Genomic DNA, 20,072 nt, shown 5'->3' with positions numbered 1-20,072 from the left:
ATCTGCTTACAATCCGTCACACCGGCCCAACGCAGCCCCGACCATGGACATCGAACTCGCCCGCACCTTCCTGCAAGTCGTGCGCACCGGCAGCCTGCTGGCGGCGGCCGACAAGCTGCACGTCACGCAAACCGCGGTAACGGCCCGGATCAAGAGCCTGGAGTCACAGCTGAACTGCCGGCTGTTCGAGCGCAACAAGGCCGGCGCGCGCCTCACCGCCGACGGCCAGCGTTTCCTGGGCTATGCCAGCCAGCTGGTGCAGACCTGGGAGGCGGCTTGCCGCGAGTTGCCACTGCCGGCTGGGCTGGCAAACCTGTTCCGCTTTGGCGCCGAGATCAGCCTGGGCAATCCGCTGGCGCTGCTGTGGGCCACGCGCATGCGCCAGCAGATGCCGGCGCTGGCGGTGCGCGCTGAAGTGGGGGAGGGCGAGGCGCTGCAGTACAAGCTGCAGTCGGGCACGCTCGATGCGGCGCTGGTCTACCAGCCGGAGTACGCGCCCGGCATGCATGTCGAGGCGCTGATGGAGGAAAAGCTGATCCTGATCCGCTCGGCCCAGCGCGACGGCCCCTATGTCTACGTTGACTGGGGGCCGGAATTCCGGCGCCAGCATGACAGCGTCCTGCCCCAGCATGCGCGCGCGTCGCTGTATTTCAACCTCGGGCCACTGGCTTTGCAGTACATCCTCCAGTTCGGCGGCAGCGGGTATTTCCGTACGCGGGTCGTGCAGAGCTACCTCGACAGCGGCGCGCTGGTGCGAGTCGACAGCGCATCGGAATTCTCGTATCCGGTCTTCCTTGTCTGCGCCAGGACGCCAGCCGGCATGACGCAGGAGGCCGTGCGCATGCTGCGCGATATCGTGCGCGAAGAATCGGACTGGTCGCAGCGTTGGGACGTGCCACTGTAGCGGGCGCCCGCGGCATCAGGCGCGCACTGGCATGGGCTGCGCCGACAGCCCCGCCCAGCCGGGCATGCCGGCCGGCACCAGCCGGTACTGCCGCACGCGCTTGCCGCCCCGCGGCCGGCGCGGCGGCCTGGGTTCGAGGCCGGCGAAGCGGCCATGCCGCTGCACGCGCTCGAATACCGGTTCAGGTACCCGCGTGCCGATCAGCCAGGTAACAGTGCCTCCCAGCGCCAACAGCGCCAGCGCCAGCGCGATCCAGAGGACGGTTTCCATGATTTCCCGCTCCATCGAATAAGTGTCGGTGTCTCCTAGTATTGGCACAAACCATGCCCGCGGGTAAATGAAAGTTATCATGGGTTCATATCAATAAAACTGCATTGAATGGCCTGTCCCGGCAACCCCAGCGTGGGCACGGGTTGTAGAAAAATCATCTTTTCCGACGAACCTCAGGCGCGCGGCACGGCAGACACTCAACCGATCCGAACATCACACCAGAAGGGGGACTCCAGCCATGCAACGCCTGATCTTCGAAGCCGAACACGACGCCTTCCGCGAATCCGCCCGCCGCTTCTACCAGCGCGAGGTCGGGCCGCACGGCGAGCGCTGGCGCGAGCAGGGCTGCGTCGACCGCGAGGTGTTCCGCAAGGCCGGCGAGCAGGGCTACCTGCTGATGTGGGCCGACGAGAAATACGGCGGCGCCGGCGTCGATGACTTCCGCTATGAGCAGATCCTGATCGAGGAAAACGCGCGCCATGGCGACTCCGGCTTCTTCGGCACGCTCCATTCGCGCCTGGTGGCGCCGTATGTCGGCCGCATCGGCAACGAAGAGCAGCGCCTGCGCCTGCTGCCGGCCGCGGCGCGCGGCGAGGCGATTTTCGCCATCGCCATGACCGAGCCGCAGACCGGCTCCGACCTGGCCGGCATCCGCACCCGGGCCGAGGATCATGGCGACCACTGGGTGCTGAACGGCGCCAAGACCTATATCTCCAACGGCCAGCTGGCCGACTACGTGGTAGTGGTGGCGCGCACCGACCCCGAGCGCAGCCACGGCCTGACGCTGTTTATCGTCGAGCGAGGCATGCCGGGCTTCGAGCGCGGCCGCAAGCTGCGCAAGATGGGCCTGCATTCGCAGGACACCTCGGAGCTGTTCTTCGACAACGTGAAGGTGCCCAAGGCCAACGTGCTCGGCGAGCCCGGCCAGGCCTTCCGCTACCTGACCCGGCACCTGGCCGAGGAGCGGCTGATCGGCGCCTGCGGCTACATGGCGTCGGCGCAGGTGGCGTTCGACCTGACGCTGGACTACGTCAAGGAACGCAAGGCCTTCGGCCGGCCGATCGGCACCTTCCAGAACTCGCGCTTCAAGCTGGCCGAGCTGCGCGCCCGGCTCGACGCGATCCAGACCTTTGTCGACCAGTGCGTGCTGCAGCATAACGCCGGCACGCTGACGGTGGAGACGGCGGCGTCGGCCAAGCTGCTGACCTCCGAGCTGCAGGGCCGCGTGGTGGACGAGGGCGTGCAGCTGCACGGCGGCGCCGGCTATATGGAGGAGTACCGCATCTGCCGGATGTACACCGATGCGCGGATCTCGCGAATCTACGCCGGCAGCAGCGAAATCATGAAAGAAATCATCGGGCGCAGCCTCGGGCTGGACGACCGCGCCAAGGCATAAGCCACCAGGGCGGCCAAGGCTGGAAAAACGGCCCGGGAATCACCGACGCACGCGTCGGTGATTCCCGGGCCGCTTGCATTCTTGATCGAAGTCGCGCGGACTGGGGTTTTCACGCAGTTAAAGGCTTTTGTCAGCGATATGAAAGCCGTTTGTAAAGCGATTCGGTTTGAATGCCGTCGGGAGATCGTGTCCGGGTGGCGTTTGAAGCATCGGGACAGCAGGGCGAGGGCGCGCGAGGACGCGGCATGACAGCCCAGCCGGGCGACCGCCGGAGCAGCTGCCAGACGGATGAAAATTCATCGGTCGGTGCACCGCTTTGGGGGCACGGTCGTTTACCGCAGACCGTTGACCGCAAAACCGCTTTCGAACCGAGCCTGACTGACCGTGCCCGTTGTCTTTGCCCGTGCCACCGCGGGAACCCTGCTCCTGCTGGGCGTTCTCGCCACACCTGCGGCCAGCATTGCCGCCGAATCCGAGCCTGCGGCCGATACCGCTGCCGATACCGTCGATGCCGCCGCCCCCTGCACGCCACCGCCCGCCGGCGCCACGCTGACGCTGGCCCAGGCGCGCCTGGACGCGCTGCGCTGCAACCGCACCATCATTGCCGCGCGCCGGGGCGTGGAAGCCAGCCAGGCCGATGTGCAGATCGCGTCGCAGCGGCCCAACCCGGTGCTGAGCCTGGGTGTGGAGAACATCAACCCGCATGCCGGCGTCGGCTCCGGCAACCTGCGCAGCAAGACGGTGGACTCCAAGCTGCGCGTCGACCAGCTCATCGAGACCGCCAACAAGGGCAACCTGCGCGTCGACGCCGCGCAAAAGGCCAGCGCCGCGGCGGGCGAGGCGGTGCAGGCCGTGGTGGCGCAGCAGACTGCCGCGGTCGAGCAGGCCTTCTTCGAGGCGCTGGTCAGCCAGGAACATGTGGCGGTGCTCCGGGAAACGCTGGCTTTGTACGAGCGTACCCGCCAGGCCAGCGAAACGCGGCTGAAGGCAGGCGACGTGGCGCGCGCCGACGTGAACAAGCTGCAGCTCGACGTCCTGCGCGCGCAGAACGACATGCGCCAGGCCATGACCGACCACTACAGCGACAAGGCCGCGCTGGCGCAGGCGATGGGGGTTCCCGGCACGCTGTCGGATAACCGGCTGGTCGCCGACTGGCCAGCGCTCGATGCGCCGGCGCCGCAACCCGATCCCTACCTGCTCGAGCGCCGCCCCGACGTGACCGCCGCCGAGGCCCGCCTGGCAGCGGCCGCCGCCGCGCGCGACCTGGCCCGCGCCGGACGCGTGCCTGACGTGACCATCGGGGCGCAGGCCGAGCACTATCCGGTCTCTCCCACCAACTCCTATGGCACCGGCAACAGCTTCGGCGTGTTCCTGTCGATCCCGCTGTTCGTGCGCCACCGCAACAGCGGCGAGGCACGGCGTGCCGAAGTCGACTACTACGCCGCGCTGAACGAGCGCAACCGCGTGATGCTGGAGGCCGGCAACGAAATCGACCGGCTGCGCAGCCAGCTCGAAACCGCGCGCCAGTCGCTGCGCCAGATGCGCGACGAGGTGCTGCCCGCCGCGGAAAGCGTCGCCGGCAGCGCCGAGTTCGCCTACAGCAAGGGCGCCACCGGCGTGCTCGACCTGCTCGACGCGCGCCGTGCGCTGCGCCAGACCCGGCTCGACGCCGTCGAAGCGCAGGGCGCATACGCCAAGGCGTTGTCGGCCTACCGCGCCGCCTTGCAGACCTCCAAGACCTCCAAGACCTCCGGCACCGCGGGCGCGCCCGTGGCCTCGCAGGCACGTCCCTGATACCGCAGTTCCCGCGCATTCTTCATGTCTTACTTGTCACGCATGTTCCGCCGCACGTCCTGCAGCCCGCACGGCTGTCTTCCGTCTGCGCCATGGCGCTGTGCGCGCTGGTGCTCGCCGCCTGCGGCAAGTCCGAGCCGCCCAAGCCCGATGACGATCCCAAGGTCAGCGGCAACACCATCCAGTTCCCGGCCAGCGTGAAATCGCTGCCCGGCATTGCCGGCGAACCCGCCAAGTCCGGCGGCGAGCGCATGCTGAACCTGCCGGGCCGGCTGGTCTGGAACGAGGACAAGACTGTGCGCGTGTCCACGCCCTTTGCCGGCCGCGTGACCGAGGTCCTGGTGCAGCCCGGCGCCACGGTCAAAGCCGGCCAGCCGCTGGCCAGCCTGACGTCGCCGGACTTCGGCGTGGCCCAGGCCGACGCACGCAAGGCCGCCGCCGACAGCGCGGTCGCGGCCAAGGCGCTGGCGCGCCAGCGCGAGCTGTACGGCGCCGGCGTCATCGCACAGAAGGACCTGGAACAGTCGCAGGCCGACGCGGCGCGCGCCGCGGCCGACCTGCAGCGCACGCAGGCGGCGCTGCGCCAGTACGGCGCAGCGGCGGGCAGCGACGGCGTGAACCAGCGCTTCGCGCTGCGCAGCCCGATCGACGGCCTGGTGGTCGAGCGCAACATCAACCAGGGCATGGAGCTGCGCCCCGACCAGCCGCCGGCCGCGCCGCTGTTCCTGATCACCGACCCCACCACGCTGTGGGCGCAGGTCGATGCCGGTGAATCCGACCTCAGCCTGTTTCGCGACGGTGTCATCGTGCAGGTGGTCACCGCCGCCTACCCCGGCGAAACCTTCACCGGCACCGTGGTCAAGATCGCCGACTATGTCGACCCGACCGCGCGCAGCATCAAGGTCCGGCTGAGCGTGCCCAATCCCGGGCGCCGCCTGAAGGCCGAGATGTTCGTCACGGCGCGCCTGCCCGCGGCGTCGTTCGAAGGCATCGCGGTGCCATCCAAGGCCGTGTTCCTGGCCGACAACCGCAACTATGTCTTTGTGCGCACCGCCCCCAATACCTTCGAGCGCCGCCAGGTGCGCGTGGGCGTGACCATGCCCGGCACCACCGAACTGCTGGAAGGCGTGAAGGAAGGCGAGACCGTGGTGACCGAGGGCAACCTCTACCTGCAGGACATCCTGCGCGATGCCACAGCAGTCAATGCGGCGCGTGCGGCCGACAAGAAGTGAGGACGGTCGCCACATGATCTCGCGCATCGTCAGCTTTGCCCTGCACCAGAAGCTCTTTGTCTGGCTGGGCCTGCTCATCTTCGTCGGCGGCGGCCTGGCCGCGTTCAAGAACCTGCCCATCGAGGCCTTCCCCGACGTATCCGACATCCAGGTCAACGTCATCACGCTGTACCCGGGGCGCGCCGCGGAAGAAGTCGAGCGGCAGGTCACCATCCCGATCGAGACCGCGCTGGCCGGCACGCCCAACGCGGTGCGGGTGTTCTCGCACACCCAGTTCGGCCTGTCGTTCATGATGGTGACCTTCAATGACCGTGCCACCGACGTGACCGCGCGCCAGCAGATCCTGGAGCGGCTGCGCAGCGTCGACCTGCCCGACGGCGTGCATCCGGACCTGGCGCCGCTGTCGACCGCGATCGGCGAGATCTTCCGCTTCCGGCTGACCGGCAAGGGCTATACGCCGCAGGAGCTGCGCACGCTGCAGGACTGGGTGGTCGAGAAGAACCTGCGCCAGGTGCCGGGCGTGGCCGACCTGGTGACGATCGGCGGCACCATCAAGCAGTACGAGGTCAACCCCAACCTCGCGCGCATGCGCGACGCCAAGATCTCGCTGTCGCAGCTGTTCACCGCGCTGCAGCGCGCCAACGCCAACGCCGGCGGCGGCGCCGTCGCGCACGGGCGCCAGCAGTTCCTGCTGCGCTCGCTGGGCAGCTTCCGCACCTCGGCCGACATCGCCAACGTGGTGGTGGCCGAGAACAACGGCACGCCGATCCTGGTCAAGGACATCGCCGACGTCAAGGTTGGCAGCGCGCCGCCGCAGGGCCTGATGGGCCAGGACGACGAAGACGACATCGTCTCGGGCATCGTGGTGATGCGCAAGGGCGAGAACCCGTCGCTGGTGCTCGAAGCGCTGAAGAAGCGCATCGACCTGCTCGACGACCAGATCCTGCCCAAGGGCGTGAAAATCGTGCCGTACTACGACCGCTCCACGCTGATCGACAAGACGCTGCACACGGTGTTCGGCAACCTGGTCGAAGGCGCGCTGCTGGTGATGGCCGTGCTGTACCTGTTCCTGGCCAACGTGCGCGCCGCGGCGATCGTGGCGCTGGTGATCCCGCTGGCGCTGCTGTCGACCTTCATCGGGCTCACCTGGGTCGGCATCCCGGCCAACCTGCTGTCATTGGGGGCGATGGACTTCGGTATCATCGTCGACGGCGCGGTGATCGTGGTCGAGAACATCTTCAAGCGCCTGGGCGAGCTCAAGGAGCAGCAGATCCGCGACAGCAAGGCGCGGCTGCACGCGATCCTGCTGGCCACCACCGAGGTGGGCCGCCCGACCGTGTTCTCGATGGTCATCATCATCGCCGCGCACATTCCGATCTTCACGCTGCAGCGGCACGAGGGCAAGATCTTCGCGCCGATGGCCTATACCGTGACGGGTGCGCTGATCGGTTCGCTGATCATTTCGCTGACGCTGGTGCCGCTGCTGTGCCACCTGCTGCTGACGAAGAACATCGCGCACGACGACAACTTCATCGTGCGCCATTGCAAGCGGCTGTACGAGCCCATGCTGGGCTGGGCGCTGGACCACAAGAAGCTGGTGATCGGTGCCGCGCTGGGCCTGCTGCTGGTGACGGTGGGCGTGGGCAAGTTCCTCGGCAGCGAATTCCTGCCCGAACTGGACGAAGGCTCGATGTGGGTCAGCTTCGACCTGCCGGCCTCGGTCTCGGTCGATGAGGCGCGCGACCAGGCGCGGCTGCTGCGCAGCATCATCCGCAAGACGCCGGAGGTCAATACCACCATCTCCAAGGTGGGCCGCCCCGACGACGGCACCGATCCCAAGCTGATCAACACCGTCGAGGTCCTGGTCGATCTCAAGCCCGAGAAGCAATGGCGCGATGGCTTCAACAAGCGCGCCATCATCGGCGAAATCGACAAGAACCTGCGCCAGCTGCCTGGCATCGAGCCCAATTTCTCGCAGCCGGTGCGCGACAACATCCTGGAAAGCATCTCGCAGATCAAGGGCCAGATCGTGATCAAGGTGCAGAGCGACAGCCTCGAGCAGAACAAGAAGGTGGCCGACCAGATCCTGGCCAACGTGCAGTCGGTCAAGGGCGTGATGCGCGCCTTTATCGACCGCGACGGCGAGCTGCCGCAGTATGTGCTGGAGTTCGACCGCGCCCAGGCCGCGCGCTACGGCATCAACGTGGCCGACGTGCAGGACCTGATGGAAACCGCGCTGGCGGGCAAGGCCGCCACCGAGCTGTGGGAAGGCGAGCGCCACTTCAGCGTGGCGGTGCGCCTGAAGCCGTCCGAGCGCGAGCTGCCCAACCTGCCCAATATCTTCATGCAGACCGCCGATGGCGCGCAGGTGCCGCTGTCGCAGCTGGTGACCTTCCGCGCAGCGTCGGGCGCGATGAACATCAGCCGCGAGAACGGCCAGCGCACCACCTCGATCGGCATCTTCATCCGCGACCGCGACATGGGCAGCGTGGTCAAGGACATGCAGGCGCTGGTGAAGAAGAACGTCAAGGCCGACGACGTCAAGATCAGCTGGTCGGGCGAATTCGAGAACCAGGAGCGCGCCATGGCGCGGCTGGCGATCGTGGTGCCGCTGTCGGTGCTGATGATCTTCCTGCTGCTGTTCAACGCGTTCAAGTCGTTCAAGAGCGCGACGCTGATTATCTCGAACATCCCGTTCGCGCTGGTCGGCGGCGTGTTCGCGCTGTTCCTGACCGGCATCCCGCTGTCGGTGTCGGCGGCGATCGGATTTATCGCACTGTTCGGCCAGGCCGTGCTCAACGGCGTGGTGATGGTGACCTACTTCAACCAGCTGCGCGACGAGGGCATGCCGGTGCGCCAGGCCGTGCTGACCGGTTCGATGGACCGGCTGCGCACAGTGCTGATGACGGCGCTGCTGGCAATGCTTGGCCTGTTCCCGATGGCGATCTCGCGTGCGATCGGTTCGGAGACGCAGCGCCCGCTGGCCATCGTCATCATCGGCGGCCTGATCACCGCCACGGTGCTGACGCTGATCGTGCTGCCGACGCTGTACGAATGGATGGTCGGCCGCAACTGGCCGGACGAAGAAGCCCCGGCGCCTGACGAGAACAGGCTGACGACGTCTATCTCCGGCTGAGGCTCCCCGGCTGGTGTCCTCCCCTGTTCCGTGAGCGGTACAGGGGATTCTTTTTTTGCGCGCTATCCCCGCAAGTGCCGCTCCCGGACCCTGGTGTCGGAATAGTCTGACGCGCCTTTCGGAACCCAACGCCTGCTTCCCATTACCCCTGCAGCCTACGCTGTACATACGGCGTGGCCAGCAGCGCATCGCCGCCGGCCCCTTATGCGTACGACTATGCGTACGACCACGCAACCAACTGGAAAGGAGCTCGACATGATGAAGAAATGGCTCACTGCAGCAGTGTGTTCGATGATGGTCGCGGCCCCCGCGGGCTATGCCCTGGCCCAGGCGACAGCGCCCGGCACGCCGCCGGCCACCACGGCCGCCGCTGGCACCCGCGCCGACTATGACGCCGCGGCCAAGCAGGCTGATGCGGACTACAAGGCTGCCACGGCCAAGTGCGACGGCATGAAGGACAACGCCAAGGACGTGTGCAAGGCCGAGGCCAAGCGCGACCGCGACGTGGCCAAGGCCCAGGCCGAAGCCCGGCGCGACGGCACGCAGAAGTCCATGGCCAAGGCCGAGAAAGTGAAGGCCGACCGTGACTACGACGTTGCCAAGGAAATGTGCGACGACAAGAAGGGCAACGACAAGGACGTTTGCAAGAAGGACGCCAAGGCTGCCCATGAAAAGGCCCTGACCGCCGCCAAGGTCGACAAGGCCGCGGCAACCGGCTCGCGCACCGATGTGGCGGAAGCCCGCGCAGATGCCAAGAAGGACACGATGGACGCCGCTTACAAGGCCGACAAGGAACGTTGCGATGCAATGTCCGGCGATGCCAAGGACAAGTGCCAGGCTGACGTAAAGGCCAAGTACGGCAAGTAAGGTGGCAAGTAAGCCGACAGGCAGCCCATGCCGGCGCTGTCGCCGGCATGGTCCAGCCGGGCCGCCCGCCAGCCCCTGGCGGACCATTCATCGACGCAATGGCGGGCGGCCACCGCGCGGCCCGTCCGCCCCCGCATGAAGGAGCACAACATGAACTGGGACCAGATCGAAGGCAAGTGGGAGCAGGCCAAGGGCAAGATCAAGGAAAAGTGGGGCAAGCTCACCGACGATGACATCGCGCAGATCAATGGCAAGCGCGACCAGCTCGCCGGCCGCATCCAGGAGCGCTATGGCTACTCCAAGGAGCGCGCCGAGGAAGAGATGAAGGCGTGGGAAAACGACTCGCGCTGGTAAGCCGGTTTGTCACGGCAGCATAAGGCGGGACGTCCTTGGACGTCCCGCCTTCTTTGTTGCCCGGGCTGCGCTCTGGATACCCCCACGTCGTGGGGAGTGATCCCCGCTGCATTAAGCAGGCGTTAGCTCTGTATGCAAAGAAATGAAGCACGCATCACGCGTAGACGTCATAACATGTCGCGTCGCGGCAGCGCGCCAGCGATGGGCGCCGACCTGCCGCTGCACGCCTGCTGGCTACCCGCACCGCGCATGTACGCTGCCCTGCCTGCCTTCGTCTCGTCCACCTTCCTCGGTTACGGCCTCTACGTGCTGGTGACCAAGGGGGTCACGCGCGTGTCGGCATCGTTCTTCCTGCTGTGCGTGACCACCTTCGCCTGGCAGGGCACGTGGGTCTTCCTGTACCAGGCCACGCATCCCGACGTGGCGCTGTTGCTGGCCCGCCTGGGTTACCTGTTCATCCTGTTCCTGCCGACGACGTTCTACCACTTCATCGCCGAAGTGACCGAGCGCCGCCGGGAACGGCCGCTGCTGCTGGCCTCCTATGGGCTCAGCCTGGTGCTGGTGGTGCTGCTGCTGACCACCGGGCAGGTGGTGTCGGGCTACTACACCTATTTCTTCGGCGACTATCCCAAGGCCGGGCCGCTGCATCCGCTGCACCTCGCGCAGACCGTGCTGGTGGCGATCCGCAGCGCCTGGATCCTGGCCGAGGCCCGCCGCAACGCCACCGCCGAACGCCGCAAGCGCTACAACCTGTGCCTGGTGGCGGTGGTGCTGTATTCGCTGGCGGCGGTGGACTACCTGGTCAACTACGGCGTGGCCTTCTACCCGCCGGGTGTGGTCTTCGTGGCGGCGAGCCTGGGCATGCTGGCTGTCAGCGTGGTGCGCTACGACCTGATGCATCCGTATTCGCTGGCGGCCACGGTCGCGCATGAAGTGCGCACGCCGCTGGCCACGATCCGCATGCAGGCGCAGGAGCTGGCGTGCACCTGGCCGCAGGTGCTGCAGGGTTACCAGCTGGCGGTCGAGCAGGGCCTGTGCGAAGACCGCATGCGCCCCGGGCAGCTCGAGCGCGTGTCGAGCCTGGTCGGCGCGATCACGCGCGAGGTCGATGGCACCAGCACGGTGATCGACATGGCGCTGGCCTCGGTCACGCTCGAGCGGCTGGACCGCAGCACCTTCGCGCCGCACGGCATTGCCGACTGTGTCCATGCGGCGCTGGAGCGCTACCCGTTCCAGGGCGATGAGCGCGGCTGGGTGCATGTGCGCGGCATCGATGCGGGCTGGCGCTTCGTCGGTTCCGACACGCTGCTGGTCTACGTGCTGTTCAACCTGCTCAAGAATGCGCTGCATGCGATCCGCGCCACCGGCGGCGGGCGCATCGACATCACCGGCGCGACCGAAGGCCAGCACCATGTGATCCGCTTCCGCGATTCCGGCCCCGGCATCGCGGCCGACGTGCTGCCGCGCATCTTCGAGCCGTTTTTCTCGACCAAGGCGCATGGCCTCGGCGCCGGCCTCGGGCTGGCATTCTGCCGCCGCGTGATCGAGACCTTTGGCGGCCGCATCGAGTGCGAGTCGGTGCCCAGGGTGCACACCACCTTCACGCTGCGGCTGCCGCGCTTCACCCCGATGGCCGACAGCCGGCTGCGCACCAGCACCGCCGGCTGAACCACGCCGGCGGTAGGGGTCATGCCACAACGTCTTGCTGCCTTTCAGCGTGCATTTCAGCGGGTATCAGGCCAGGCGCTGCACTGACGCATGCCACGCCGGGCCGCTGCATCAGCTGGCAAACCGGGGCAACGCCAGCTCATACTCCTTCACCCGTTCGATGATTCCCGCCGGGAAGCGCGAAATGCGCTTCTGACGGTCGGCAAACACGATCTGCTGGTAACCCAGCGACACCGGCTTGCCGCCCACGCAGAAGCGGAACAGCAGGTAGGCCGAGCACTGGCGCACCTGGAAGGTGTTCAGGTAGCAGTCCACGCGCTGGAACGGGAAGGTCTCCTCGACATACTCCTGGTGCGCGCGCTTGGTCACGAAGACGCCGCCGGCGGCCAGCAGGTTGTCATGGATGCATTCATGGAACCACCGCTCGCGGCAGATGCCCTGCCATTCGAAATAGCGGGCGAAGTACGTATTCATGAAGGCGTTGGAATCCTTGAGGTAGATGTCGATTGCATGGTGGAAGGTCTTGTGTTCGCCGGCCTCGAGCGAGCCTGGCTCCGGCATCGTCGTCGCGTGGTTCAGGACTTGGGGGATCACGTCTCGCATCAACATGTGTTGACTCCTTGAAAGGGCTGCAGGCGGCAGCCGCGCCTGCCCCGGGGAGGTCGGGGCATGCTGGCATTCTGGCCGGATGCGGTGCGCTGATGTGCATGGTGTGGCACGCAACATCATCGGCGACCAGGCCACCTGCCACCGGCCGTTCGATGCGCCGCTGACCGCCGATACCGAAGGCTCTGACCGGTGGCGCCATCGGCGACGGCCTGCCCCTGGCGGTCGGCGCGGCGGTGGCGCCACCGGACCGGCGCGTGGTGTCGCTGCAGGCCGACGGCTCGGCCATGTACACGCTGCAGTCGCTGTGGACCATGGCGCGCGAACGGCTCGATGTCACCGTGGTGCTGCTCGCCAACCGCAAGTACGCGATCCTGCTGGGCGAACTGGCCGGCGTCGGGGCAAGCCCCGGCAAGACCGCGCTCGACATGCTGGGCCTTGGCAATACCGGACCTGGACTGGGTCAAGCTGGCCAACGGCATGGGCGTGGAAGGAGCGCGGGCGAAGGACATGGAGACCTTCGCCGACCTGTTCCGGACGGCGAACGGCCGCAAGGGACCGTTCCTGATCGAGCTGGTGATCTGACCGGACGATAGCGGCCACGCCGTCGAGCCATGCAACGGCCGTGCCGGTACGGCGGCCGCGGCGGTCAGGCGTCGCGCGGCGGCGCCTCCGCGTCATAGCCCAGCAACCCCGCCAGCAGCGGCCAGCGCCGCGCGGCCGCTTGCGCGGCCCGCCGTTCCTGGTGGTCGAAATACCGGCGCGGGTCGAAGCCGTCGACCTCGCTGCCAAGGACGTCGATATCGCTGCGCGCCAGCGGCTGTCCGCGTGCGTTGGCCGGCTTCATGGCTTGCCCTCGATCCAGACCCCGTCCGGCGTGCGCACGACATAGCCGTTGCCTTCGCGCATGGTCACGGTGGCCTCGTTCTCGCCGACCATCTGCGTCTGCGGCAGGTCGCTGGCATAGCTGGCCAGCGCCGGCGCCTGCGCGGCGAACGGGTTCTCGGCAATCAGGTTGGACAGCAGCTGCGACAGGCCCAGGTAGCTGGTGGGCGCATCGATGGTGACGGTGCTGTTGTTGGGCCTGGGCAGTCCCACCAGCTTGACGCCCACCGGCACGTTGATGATGCGCGGGGTCGGGATCTCGCGCATGCCGGCGATCTGGTTGGCGTCGCCGCGCAAGGCCGCGCCATGCTCGGGCACGAACACGATCACCGCGCGCCGGCCCGATTGCGCCACCATCTCGATGACCTTGTCGATGTCGCCCAGCAGCCGCGACAGCCGCAGCGGATAGGACTCCAGGCTGGACAGCCGGTTGTCGGTCATGCGGTTGCCGTCGTGCAGCGTCACGGTGTTGTAGTACAGCGCCTGCGGCCCGCCGCCGGCCTGCTGGCGATCGCGGAACCAGCGCTGCAGCACGTCGAAGTCGCCGATGACGGGCGAGTTGTCGAACGAGCGCATCGCCACCGGCAGGCCGGTGTTGGGGGGCGGCGCGACGCCGTCGACGCCGATCTCCTTCTGCACTTCCTTCAGGAAGTTGTCGAAGTGGCCGTCGTGGTTGAGCAGCATGCGCGTGGAGAAACCGGCCTGCGCCAGCGCCTGGAACAGGTGGCACTGGGCCGGCGCCGGGTCGTACAGCGCCTTGTGCTCGGGCTGGCCGCAGGCCGCGCGCAGCACGCGGATCGCCGCCGGGCCGCTATAGCTGGCCGCCGAGCTGAAATTGGTGAACAGGAAATCGAAGCGCTGCAGCAGCGGGTTGTCGCGCGCGCGCGCCGTGTCCAGGTCGTCCCATGACAGCGAGCAGACATGCAGCACGATCACGTCGTACTGCGTGTCTGGCGTGGCCGCCATCCGCGGGAAGCTGACCTGGCGCAGCGCTTCCTGGTTGCGGAACGCGGCCAGCCGGGCATCCGGGCCGCTTGCGGCGACCTCGGCACCGCCAGTGCCCAGCGCAGCGCCCGTGGTCAGCGCCGCGGTCGCGGTGCCGGCGGGGGCGCCCGCGATGCCGCCCGGTTCGCCGGCGCCGTACAGCGCCTGCCACAGCGGAACCGCGACCAGCGCGCCCAGCACCAGCGTTGTCACCCGCACCCAGCGGTTCACGAGCCAGAAGATCACCAGCGCGGCCAGCGCGACCAGCAGCATCTCGCGCGTGATCACGCGCTGCGCCAGTTCCAGCATGTACGCGGGCGTAAACGCCTGCAGGCTGGTGAACTGCGAGACCACGCGCGCGAAGGGCGGCAGCTCCGATTCGCGGTACATCAGCGCGGCGCCCGCCACCACCGCCAGCATGTGCCGCAGCGCGGACAGCGCCGGATGGCGGATGCGCACCACCAGCACCAGCGCGAACAGCAGGTTCAGCAGCCATTGCGGATGCAGCCGGCCGATAAAAAACAGGTACAGCTTGGCGATGAAGTAAAGGTTCCAGATGCCCATTGTCCGAAGCGTGGCGTGGCCGCGTTTCCGTTGTGTTTGAGTTCAGAGCCGTCGCGGGCGCACGCGCTCGGCCAGCGCCGTGGTGGCGCCGCGGAACGCATCGACCAGCCGCAGCAGCCCCTGGTAGCCCATCTCGATCACTTCCTTGAGACCGCGCAGCGGCACGTCCACCGGTTGCTCGTCGACCCAGTGGATCCAGGCGTCGGCGCGGCCGAAGGTGCACTGGACCAGTTGCTGCTCGGTGCGCGCGTCCATGCCGTCGAAGCGCACGCCCATCTGCCGCTCGACATTGCGCGTCACCACCGCCGGGAAATGGTAGCTGCGGGTGCCGCGCGACAGGCACACGCCGACGTGCGTGCCGGGCTCGACCCTGGCCTCCACCGGCAGCGCCAGGCCCAGCCCGCCCAGCGAGTAATTCTCGGTCTTGCAGGCGAGCGTGCGGCCGTCGGGCAGCAGCAGCGTCGCCGGCACGCGCATCGGGATGCGGTGCGACACGCGCACCTGGCGCGCCTCGCGCGCCACGCCGATGGCCGCGCCCAGCATCACCAGGTTGGCCAGCGCCCAGCCCAGGTTCATGATGATCGCCGAGGGCTCGAAGGCCGGATCGAACAGGATGCGCCCCAGCCCCAGCAGCAGCGCGATCACGTTCAGCGCCAGCAATACCAGGTAAGGCTTGGAAATGGTCCAGTCCAGGTATTCCTCGCGGATTTGTCCGCCCTTGGCCGTGACGTTGAACTTGCCCAGCTTCGGGTTGATGAACGCCATCGTGGTCGGCAGCACGATGTACCACGCCAGCACCGATTCATAGACCTCGGCCCAGAACGAATGCCGGTAGCGTCCCTGCAGGCGCGAGTTGGTGATGTTGGCGACGAACAGGTAGGGCAGCACGTAGGCCATGATCAGTACCGCCGAGGTATGGATCACATGCAGCCCGAAATACAGGTACGCGATCGGCATGGTCAGGAAGATCAGCCGCGGCACGCCGTAGAAGAAGTGCAGCATCGCGTTGGTGTAGCACAGGCGCTGGAACAGGTGCAGGCCCTTGCCGAACATCGGATTGTCGATGCGGAAGATCTGCGCCATGCCGCGCGCCCAGCGGATGCGCTGGCCGATATGGCCCGCCAGGTTCTCGGTGGCGAGCCCGGCGGCCTGCACGATGCGGATATAGGCGCTGTTGTAGCCGCGGCGATGCAGTTTGAGCGCGGTGTGGGCGTCCTCGGTCACGGTCTCCACCGCGATGCCGCCGACTTCTTCCAGCGGCGCGCGCTTGATCACCGCGCACGAACCGCAGAAGAAGGTGGCATTCCAGAAGTCGTTGCCGTCCTGGATCAGGCCGTAGAACAGGCTGCCTTCATTGGGCACGCGGCGGAAGGTGTCGAAGTTGCGCTCGAACGGGTCCGGCGAGAAGAAATGGTGCGGCGTCTGCACCATCGCGCATTTGGGGTCGGCGAGGAACTCGCCCATCGTCATCTGCAGGAAGGAGCGCACCGGCATGTGGTCGCAGTCGAAAATCGCGACGTACTCGCCCTGCGTGTGCCGCAGCGCCGAATTGATATTGCCCGCCTTGGCATGCGCGTGCTCGGTGCGTGCCAGGTAGCCCACGCCGGCGTCGCGCGCGAAGTCGCGCACTTCGTCGCGGGCACCGTCGTCGAGGATATAGATGCGCAGCTTGTCCTGCGGCCAGTCCAGCCCCAGTGCGGCGTAGACGGTCGGCTGCAGCACCCGCAACGGCTCGTTGTAGGTGGGGATCAGCACGTCGACGGTAGGCCAGCTCGCGGTATCGGGAGGCAGCGGCGCCGGCTGGCGGTTGAGCGGCCAGATGGTTTGAACGTAGCCCAGGAACAGCACGATCCAGGTATAGACCTCGGCCGCGAACAGCAGGTAGCCGAAGACAGCCTCCGGCACGCTCTCGAACTGCAGCGTGGTCGTGATGCGCCACCAGATATAGCGGCCGGCCATCATTACCGACAGCGCGGCCATGGTCAGCGTGGCGGCGCGCCCCGGGATGCGGCGCAGCACCAGCAGCCCCAGGATGATCAGCACGGCCAGCAGGAGCTGGTCGTGCAGCGGCAGCGGCGTGGTGCACAGCAGGATGCCCGCGGCGGCGGCCAGCGACAGCAGCGCCGGCATCAGCCACGGCACGCCGGACAAGGTGGGCGACAGCGACTCGAGGCGCAGTCCCACGCGTTTCCAGTCGATGCCCGGCAGCCGCGCCAGCAGTCGCCGGCGCAGCCGCTTGGCGCGGAAGTAGACCGGCTCGAGCCAGCCGCGGAACCAGCGGCGCAGCGCGCTCGGCTCGGGCGGCGCCTGCGGCTTGCGGCGATGGTGCACGTCGGCGGCGAGCGGCACCAGTGCGCGCGGCGGCCGCAGCAGCGCCCGGCTCAGCCAGATGCCGGGGCCGTGCCGGTGGCGCGGGATGTCCAGGCGCTGGCGCAGGCGCCGCCGCATCCAGCTGGCGGTGAGCAGCGCCAGGTCGGGGCGCCCGCGCGGCGGGGTGCGGAAGAACACCCGCAGCAGCCACAGGCTGACCGGGGCTTCGGCGGCCACGCCCAGCTCGCGCGCCAGCGCGCGGCGCAGCGCCTGGAACCAGTCGGCCGCGCGCTGGCGCAGCGGCAGGGGCAGCAGCGCGCGCATCATGTCCGGTCGGCCTCGGCGGCCATCTGGCGGGCGCCCATGTCGCGCACGCTGGCGGGTCCGGCGTTGCCGCGCACGGCCAGCAGGCTCCAGCCCGATACCCACGAGGCCAACCCCTGCAGGTCATGCGCCGCCTGCGAGTACGGCGTGCTGCGGCAGAAGCTCTCGCCGCGGGCAAAGGCTTCGGGCACGGCGGCGTCCTCGTGCACTTCATACGGCAGCAGCTCGCCGTCCAGCGTGGCGCGCAGCAGCACCGAGATATCGGTATGGAGCTGGCGCGCCGGCTGCAGCCGCGTGACCGCGCAGGCCACGGCGGCGCCGCTCTCGCGCAGCGCCGCGCGCAGCGGCGGCAGCGTGGCGCAGGTCTGCGGCTGCGGCGGCACCAGCACCAGCACGAGATCGGCCGCGGCAATGGCCTGGCGCGCATGCGGCGACGGCCACGGCGCGCTGTCGACCAGCGCCAAAGCATTGCTCGGCAGGTCGACCTGGGCCAGCAGGCCGCGCAGCCAGTGCGGATCGCGCTCCATCCGCTCGGCCATGCGGCCTTGCTCGGCCGCGCTGCCGGGATCGCCCCACGGCACGAACAGCACGCCGTCGTCGCTGCGCTGTCCCGCTTCATTCCACCTGGCGCTGTTGCACAACCCTGCGCCGGCCGGCGCGCGCAGGCCGAAGTGGAAGCCAAGCACCCCGCGCGGGTCGCATTCGACGGCCAGCGCCGGATGGCCGTGCCAGGTCAGCAGCGTGGCGAGTTCGGCGGTGACGGTGGTGCGGCCCGCGCCGCCGACGGTCGAGACGATGGCCACGGTCTTCATTCGCGCTCTCCGCTCGCCTCGCGCCAGCGCCGGCCGCGGATCACCACCGGCTGCAGCTGGGGCGGCAGCCGCACCGCGCGGCGCGCGCGCGGCAGGCGCCAGCGCGGCAGCAGGCGCAGCAGCCGGAAGTGCCAGACGACCCAGGCCACCGGCACGGCCAGGATCAGCCCCCAGATGAAATAGCCGAGAAACAAGTCCATGGTGTTTCCTGTCGATCTTGCCTAGCGTTGCGGCTTCAGCGGGATGGCAAACGCCTGTGGCTGCGCGCGCCGGCCACGGCGCGCGCGCGAGGTCGCGGGCAGCGGGATCGGCGCGTCCTGCGGCGGCAGTTCCGCCGGCGCCGCCACCGGCGACGGACCGGGCTGGCTGGCCAGCCAGCCGCTGTAGTCCTGCACCGGGCGCTGCGCGAGATCGGATTCGAGCCGCTTGAGCGAGCCCAGGATCGATTCGGGATCGCCGCAGCGCAGCTCCCCGCCGAACAGCTCGGACATCGGCCGCACAAACACATGGCGGCACGCGGTCTCGACGTTCTCCATGCGGCAGGCGAAGAAGAAGGCGTAGACCGCGTTGCTGCCGGCGGTGCACAGGTCGCCGGCATCCTGCATCTGGCACGCGCGCAGCGCGTCGACATGCGCCACCTCGGGCAGCAGCGGCAGCTCCAGCAGCACGTGCGGCAGCCGGATCACGCTGCTGCGTTCGAGCGTGGTGCGCACCAGCGAGACAAAGTCGGCGGGCGGCACGTAGCCCGTGGCGGCGGTGGCCACCACCGCGGACAGCGCGTTCTTGTAGTCCGGCAGGATCGGGCGCGAGAACACCTGGCCCTGGATCGCCTCGATCATGGTCTGCACGCGCGCGAACGGCGTGTTGCGGTGGATCACCAGGCTGGCGCCCAGCGTCAACATCAGCAACTCGTAGCGCTGGCGCAGGATCTCGTGGTCCTCGCGCACCACGATCTTGAGCGCCTTGCCGCCGTCATGGCGCAGCTGGTGCACCTGGCCGGCCAGGGTCTCGAGCTCGGCGATCTGGCCGTAGTGCAACACCACGGTGGCCGCGACCGCTCCGGCGGCGGCGGCCACCGCGGCGGCGTTGTCGTCGACCACCTGCCAGTGCGCGGGGATCCAGCGTTCGCGCAGCACGGCTGCGCGGCTGACGATGATGCGGTCCTCGTCGGGGGCCAGCAGCGTCGGCGCCTCGCCGGGCGCGATGGCTTCGTCGGCGCCGCTGCCAGCCACCAGGCCGCGGTCTACCGGCGAGAAGCGCAGCGGCACCATCTCGGGCGGCAGGATCGCGTCCTTGTGGCGCCAGAAGCCGACTTCCCAGACAAAGTGCCCGTGCTGCTGCGCCAGCCGCGCGACGCCGGCGAAATGCCGGTGGAACCCCGCCAGCGACGCCAGCTGCAGCGCTTCCGTGCCGCCGGGCGGCGCCATCACCAGCAGCACGCCACAGCTGTTGCTTCTGCACCATCGTGCCAGCAGCTCGCCGTCATCGGCCAGCGCGACCGGGTCGTCCCAGCGGAAATACGCCTGCGCGCCTTCCACCAGGAACTGGCTGCCCTGTGCGCCGCACTGGTCCACCATGGCCTGCAGCGCTTCGGTCAGCACGGCGATGCCGGAGCGGCCGGGCACGCCACGCAGCGTGCAGACGTTGGCGCGCGGATGCAGCGTGCGCGAGCGTTCGATGTCGAGGCCGTGCGCGCGCAGCATGTCGGCGATCCCGGCCGGTTCGCGCGGGGACAGCACCGTGGTGCGTGCGCGCAGCAGCCGTGCCGCGCTCTGCCAGAACAGCGCGTCGCAGGCGGGCGTGGCGTCGGCATAGACCACGTGCACGGCGGTGGGCTCGAGCGCCGCCAGCGCCGGCGGCAGCGCATCGATGGCCAGCGCCGGGCGCGCCTGCAGCCAGGCGCGCGGCTTGTTGCGCGTGCGCGGCGGCGGCGGGGCGGTGGGGCGGCTGGCGTCGTTCATCGTGT

16 protein-coding genes and 1 pseudogene are annotated in these 20,072 nt (G+C 68.4%); 9 read left to right on the top strand and 8 right to left on the bottom strand.

Annotation, left to right across the window (positions count from 1 at the left end):
- Positions 1-43 precede the first annotated feature (43 nt).
- Positions 44-904, top strand: coding sequence for a LysR family transcriptional regulator (locus ACAD63_RS30895; protein ID WP_195427961.1), 861 nt, complete (start codon positions 44-46; stop codon positions 902-904).
- Between the two features lie 15 nt (positions 905-919).
- On the opposite strand, the gene ACAD63_RS30890 is transcribed toward ACAD63_RS30895, so the two are convergent.
- The gene (locus tag ACAD63_RS30890) at positions 920-1,174 is read right to left on the bottom strand and encodes a hypothetical protein (protein WP_133094789.1); all 255 of its coding nucleotides are present in this window, start codon (positions 1,172-1,174) and stop codon (positions 920-922) included.
- 238 nt (positions 1,175-1,412) lie between these two features.
- Here ACAD63_RS30890 and ACAD63_RS30885 point away from each other — a divergent pair, with 238 nt between their 5' ends.
- The 7 genes from ACAD63_RS30885 (at position 1,413) to ACAD63_RS30855 (ending at position 11,621) form a co-directional block, all read left to right on the top strand.
- On the top strand, positions 1,413-2,570 hold the full coding sequence (locus tag ACAD63_RS30885) for an acyl-CoA dehydrogenase family protein (protein ID WP_434034251.1): 1,158 nt from the start codon (positions 1,413-1,415) through the stop codon (positions 2,568-2,570).
- Positions 2,571-3,029: 459 nt separating this feature from the next.
- Positions 3,030-4,364: a TolC family protein gene (locus tag ACAD63_RS30880; RefSeq protein WP_434034675.1), complete on the top strand. Its 1,335-nt coding sequence runs from the start codon at positions 3,030-3,032 to the stop codon at positions 4,362-4,364.
- Positions 4,365-4,456: 92 nt separating this feature from the next.
- On the top strand, positions 4,457-5,596 hold the full coding sequence (locus ACAD63_RS30875) for an efflux RND transporter periplasmic adaptor subunit (protein WP_434034250.1): 1,140 nt from the start codon (positions 4,457-4,459) through the stop codon (positions 5,594-5,596).
- A 13-nt stretch (positions 5,597-5,609) separates the two neighbouring features.
- Positions 5,610-8,732, top strand: a complete 3,123-nt coding sequence (locus ACAD63_RS30870; RefSeq protein ID WP_133094792.1) for an efflux RND transporter permease subunit — start codon at positions 5,610-5,612, stop codon at positions 8,730-8,732.
- 255 nt (positions 8,733-8,987) lie between these two features.
- Complete coding sequence (locus ACAD63_RS30865; protein ID WP_133094793.1) at positions 8,988-9,599, top strand: hypothetical protein; 612 nt, start codon at positions 8,988-8,990, stop codon at positions 9,597-9,599.
- A 150-nt stretch (positions 9,600-9,749) separates the two neighbouring features.
- Positions 9,750-9,953 (top strand): CsbD family protein, encoded by a 204-nt coding sequence (locus tag ACAD63_RS30860; protein WP_133094794.1) that lies wholly within the window; start codon positions 9,750-9,752, stop codon positions 9,951-9,953.
- Positions 9,954-10,202: 249 nt separating this feature from the next.
- The gene (locus ACAD63_RS30855; protein ID WP_195427998.1) at positions 10,203-11,621 is read left to right on the top strand and encodes a sensor histidine kinase; all 1,419 of its coding nucleotides are present in this window, start codon (positions 10,203-10,205) and stop codon (positions 11,619-11,621) included.
- Between the two features lie 111 nt (positions 11,622-11,732).
- Here ACAD63_RS30855 and ACAD63_RS30850 read toward each other — a convergent pair whose 3' ends face one another.
- Entirely contained in the window at positions 11,733-12,230 is a 498-nt protein-coding gene (locus ACAD63_RS30850; RefSeq protein WP_133094795.1) for an acyl-CoA thioesterase, read from the bottom strand.
- A gap of 182 nt (positions 12,231-12,412) precedes the next feature.
- Between ACAD63_RS30850 and ACAD63_RS30845 the strand changes: the two are divergent.
- Positions 12,413-12,812, top strand: a pseudogene (locus ACAD63_RS30845) (thiamine pyrophosphate-dependent enzyme); the annotation flags it as partial.
- Positions 12,813-12,876: 64 nt separating this feature from the next.
- On the opposite strand, the gene bcsR reads toward ACAD63_RS30845, so the two are convergent.
- The 6 genes from bcsR to bcsE are packed head-to-tail and all read right to left on the bottom strand — an operon-like array spanning position 12,877 to position 20,067.
- On the bottom strand, positions 12,877-13,074 hold the full coding sequence (bcsR, locus tag ACAD63_RS30840; RefSeq protein ID WP_135703571.1) for a BcsR/BcsP family cellulose biosynthesis protein: 198 nt from the start codon (positions 13,072-13,074) through the stop codon (positions 12,877-12,879).
- Positions 13,071-14,660 (bottom strand): cellulose biosynthesis protein BcsG, encoded by a 1,590-nt coding sequence (gene bcsG / locus ACAD63_RS30835; RefSeq protein WP_434034249.1) that lies wholly within the window; start codon positions 14,658-14,660, stop codon positions 13,071-13,073. Before bcsG ends, bcsR begins: the two co-directional genes overlap by 4 nt.
- Before the next feature lie 42 nt (positions 14,661-14,702).
- Positions 14,703-17,297 (bottom strand): UDP-forming cellulose synthase catalytic subunit, encoded by a 2,595-nt coding sequence (gene bcsA / locus ACAD63_RS30830; protein WP_434034248.1) that lies wholly within the window; start codon positions 17,295-17,297, stop codon positions 14,703-14,705.
- Complete coding sequence (bcsQ, locus tag ACAD63_RS30825) at positions 17,294-18,106, bottom strand: cellulose biosynthesis protein BcsQ (RefSeq protein WP_434034247.1); 813 nt, start codon at positions 18,104-18,106, stop codon at positions 17,294-17,296. The genes bcsA and bcsQ overlap by 4 nt, the downstream gene beginning before the upstream one ends.
- Positions 18,103-18,306: a hypothetical protein gene (locus tag ACAD63_RS30820; RefSeq protein WP_029047114.1), complete on the bottom strand. Its 204-nt coding sequence runs from the start codon at positions 18,304-18,306 to the stop codon at positions 18,103-18,105. The genes bcsQ and ACAD63_RS30820 overlap by 4 nt, the downstream gene beginning before the upstream one ends.
- Positions 18,307-18,327: 21 nt before the next feature.
- The gene (bcsE, locus tag ACAD63_RS30815) at positions 18,328-20,067 is read right to left on the bottom strand and encodes a cellulose biosynthesis protein BcsE (protein ID WP_135703574.1); all 1,740 of its coding nucleotides are present in this window, start codon (positions 20,065-20,067) and stop codon (positions 18,328-18,330) included.
- Positions 20,068-20,072: the final 5 nt, after the last annotated feature.

It is taken from the genome of Cupriavidus sp. a3 (assembly GCF_051015765.1).
Lineage (GTDB): Bacteria > Pseudomonadota > Gammaproteobacteria > Burkholderiales > Burkholderiaceae > Cupriavidus > Cupriavidus oxalaticus_A.
The sequence above is the reverse complement of the archived record's forward strand: the minus strand, read 5'-3'. Positions and strand labels throughout refer to the sequence as shown.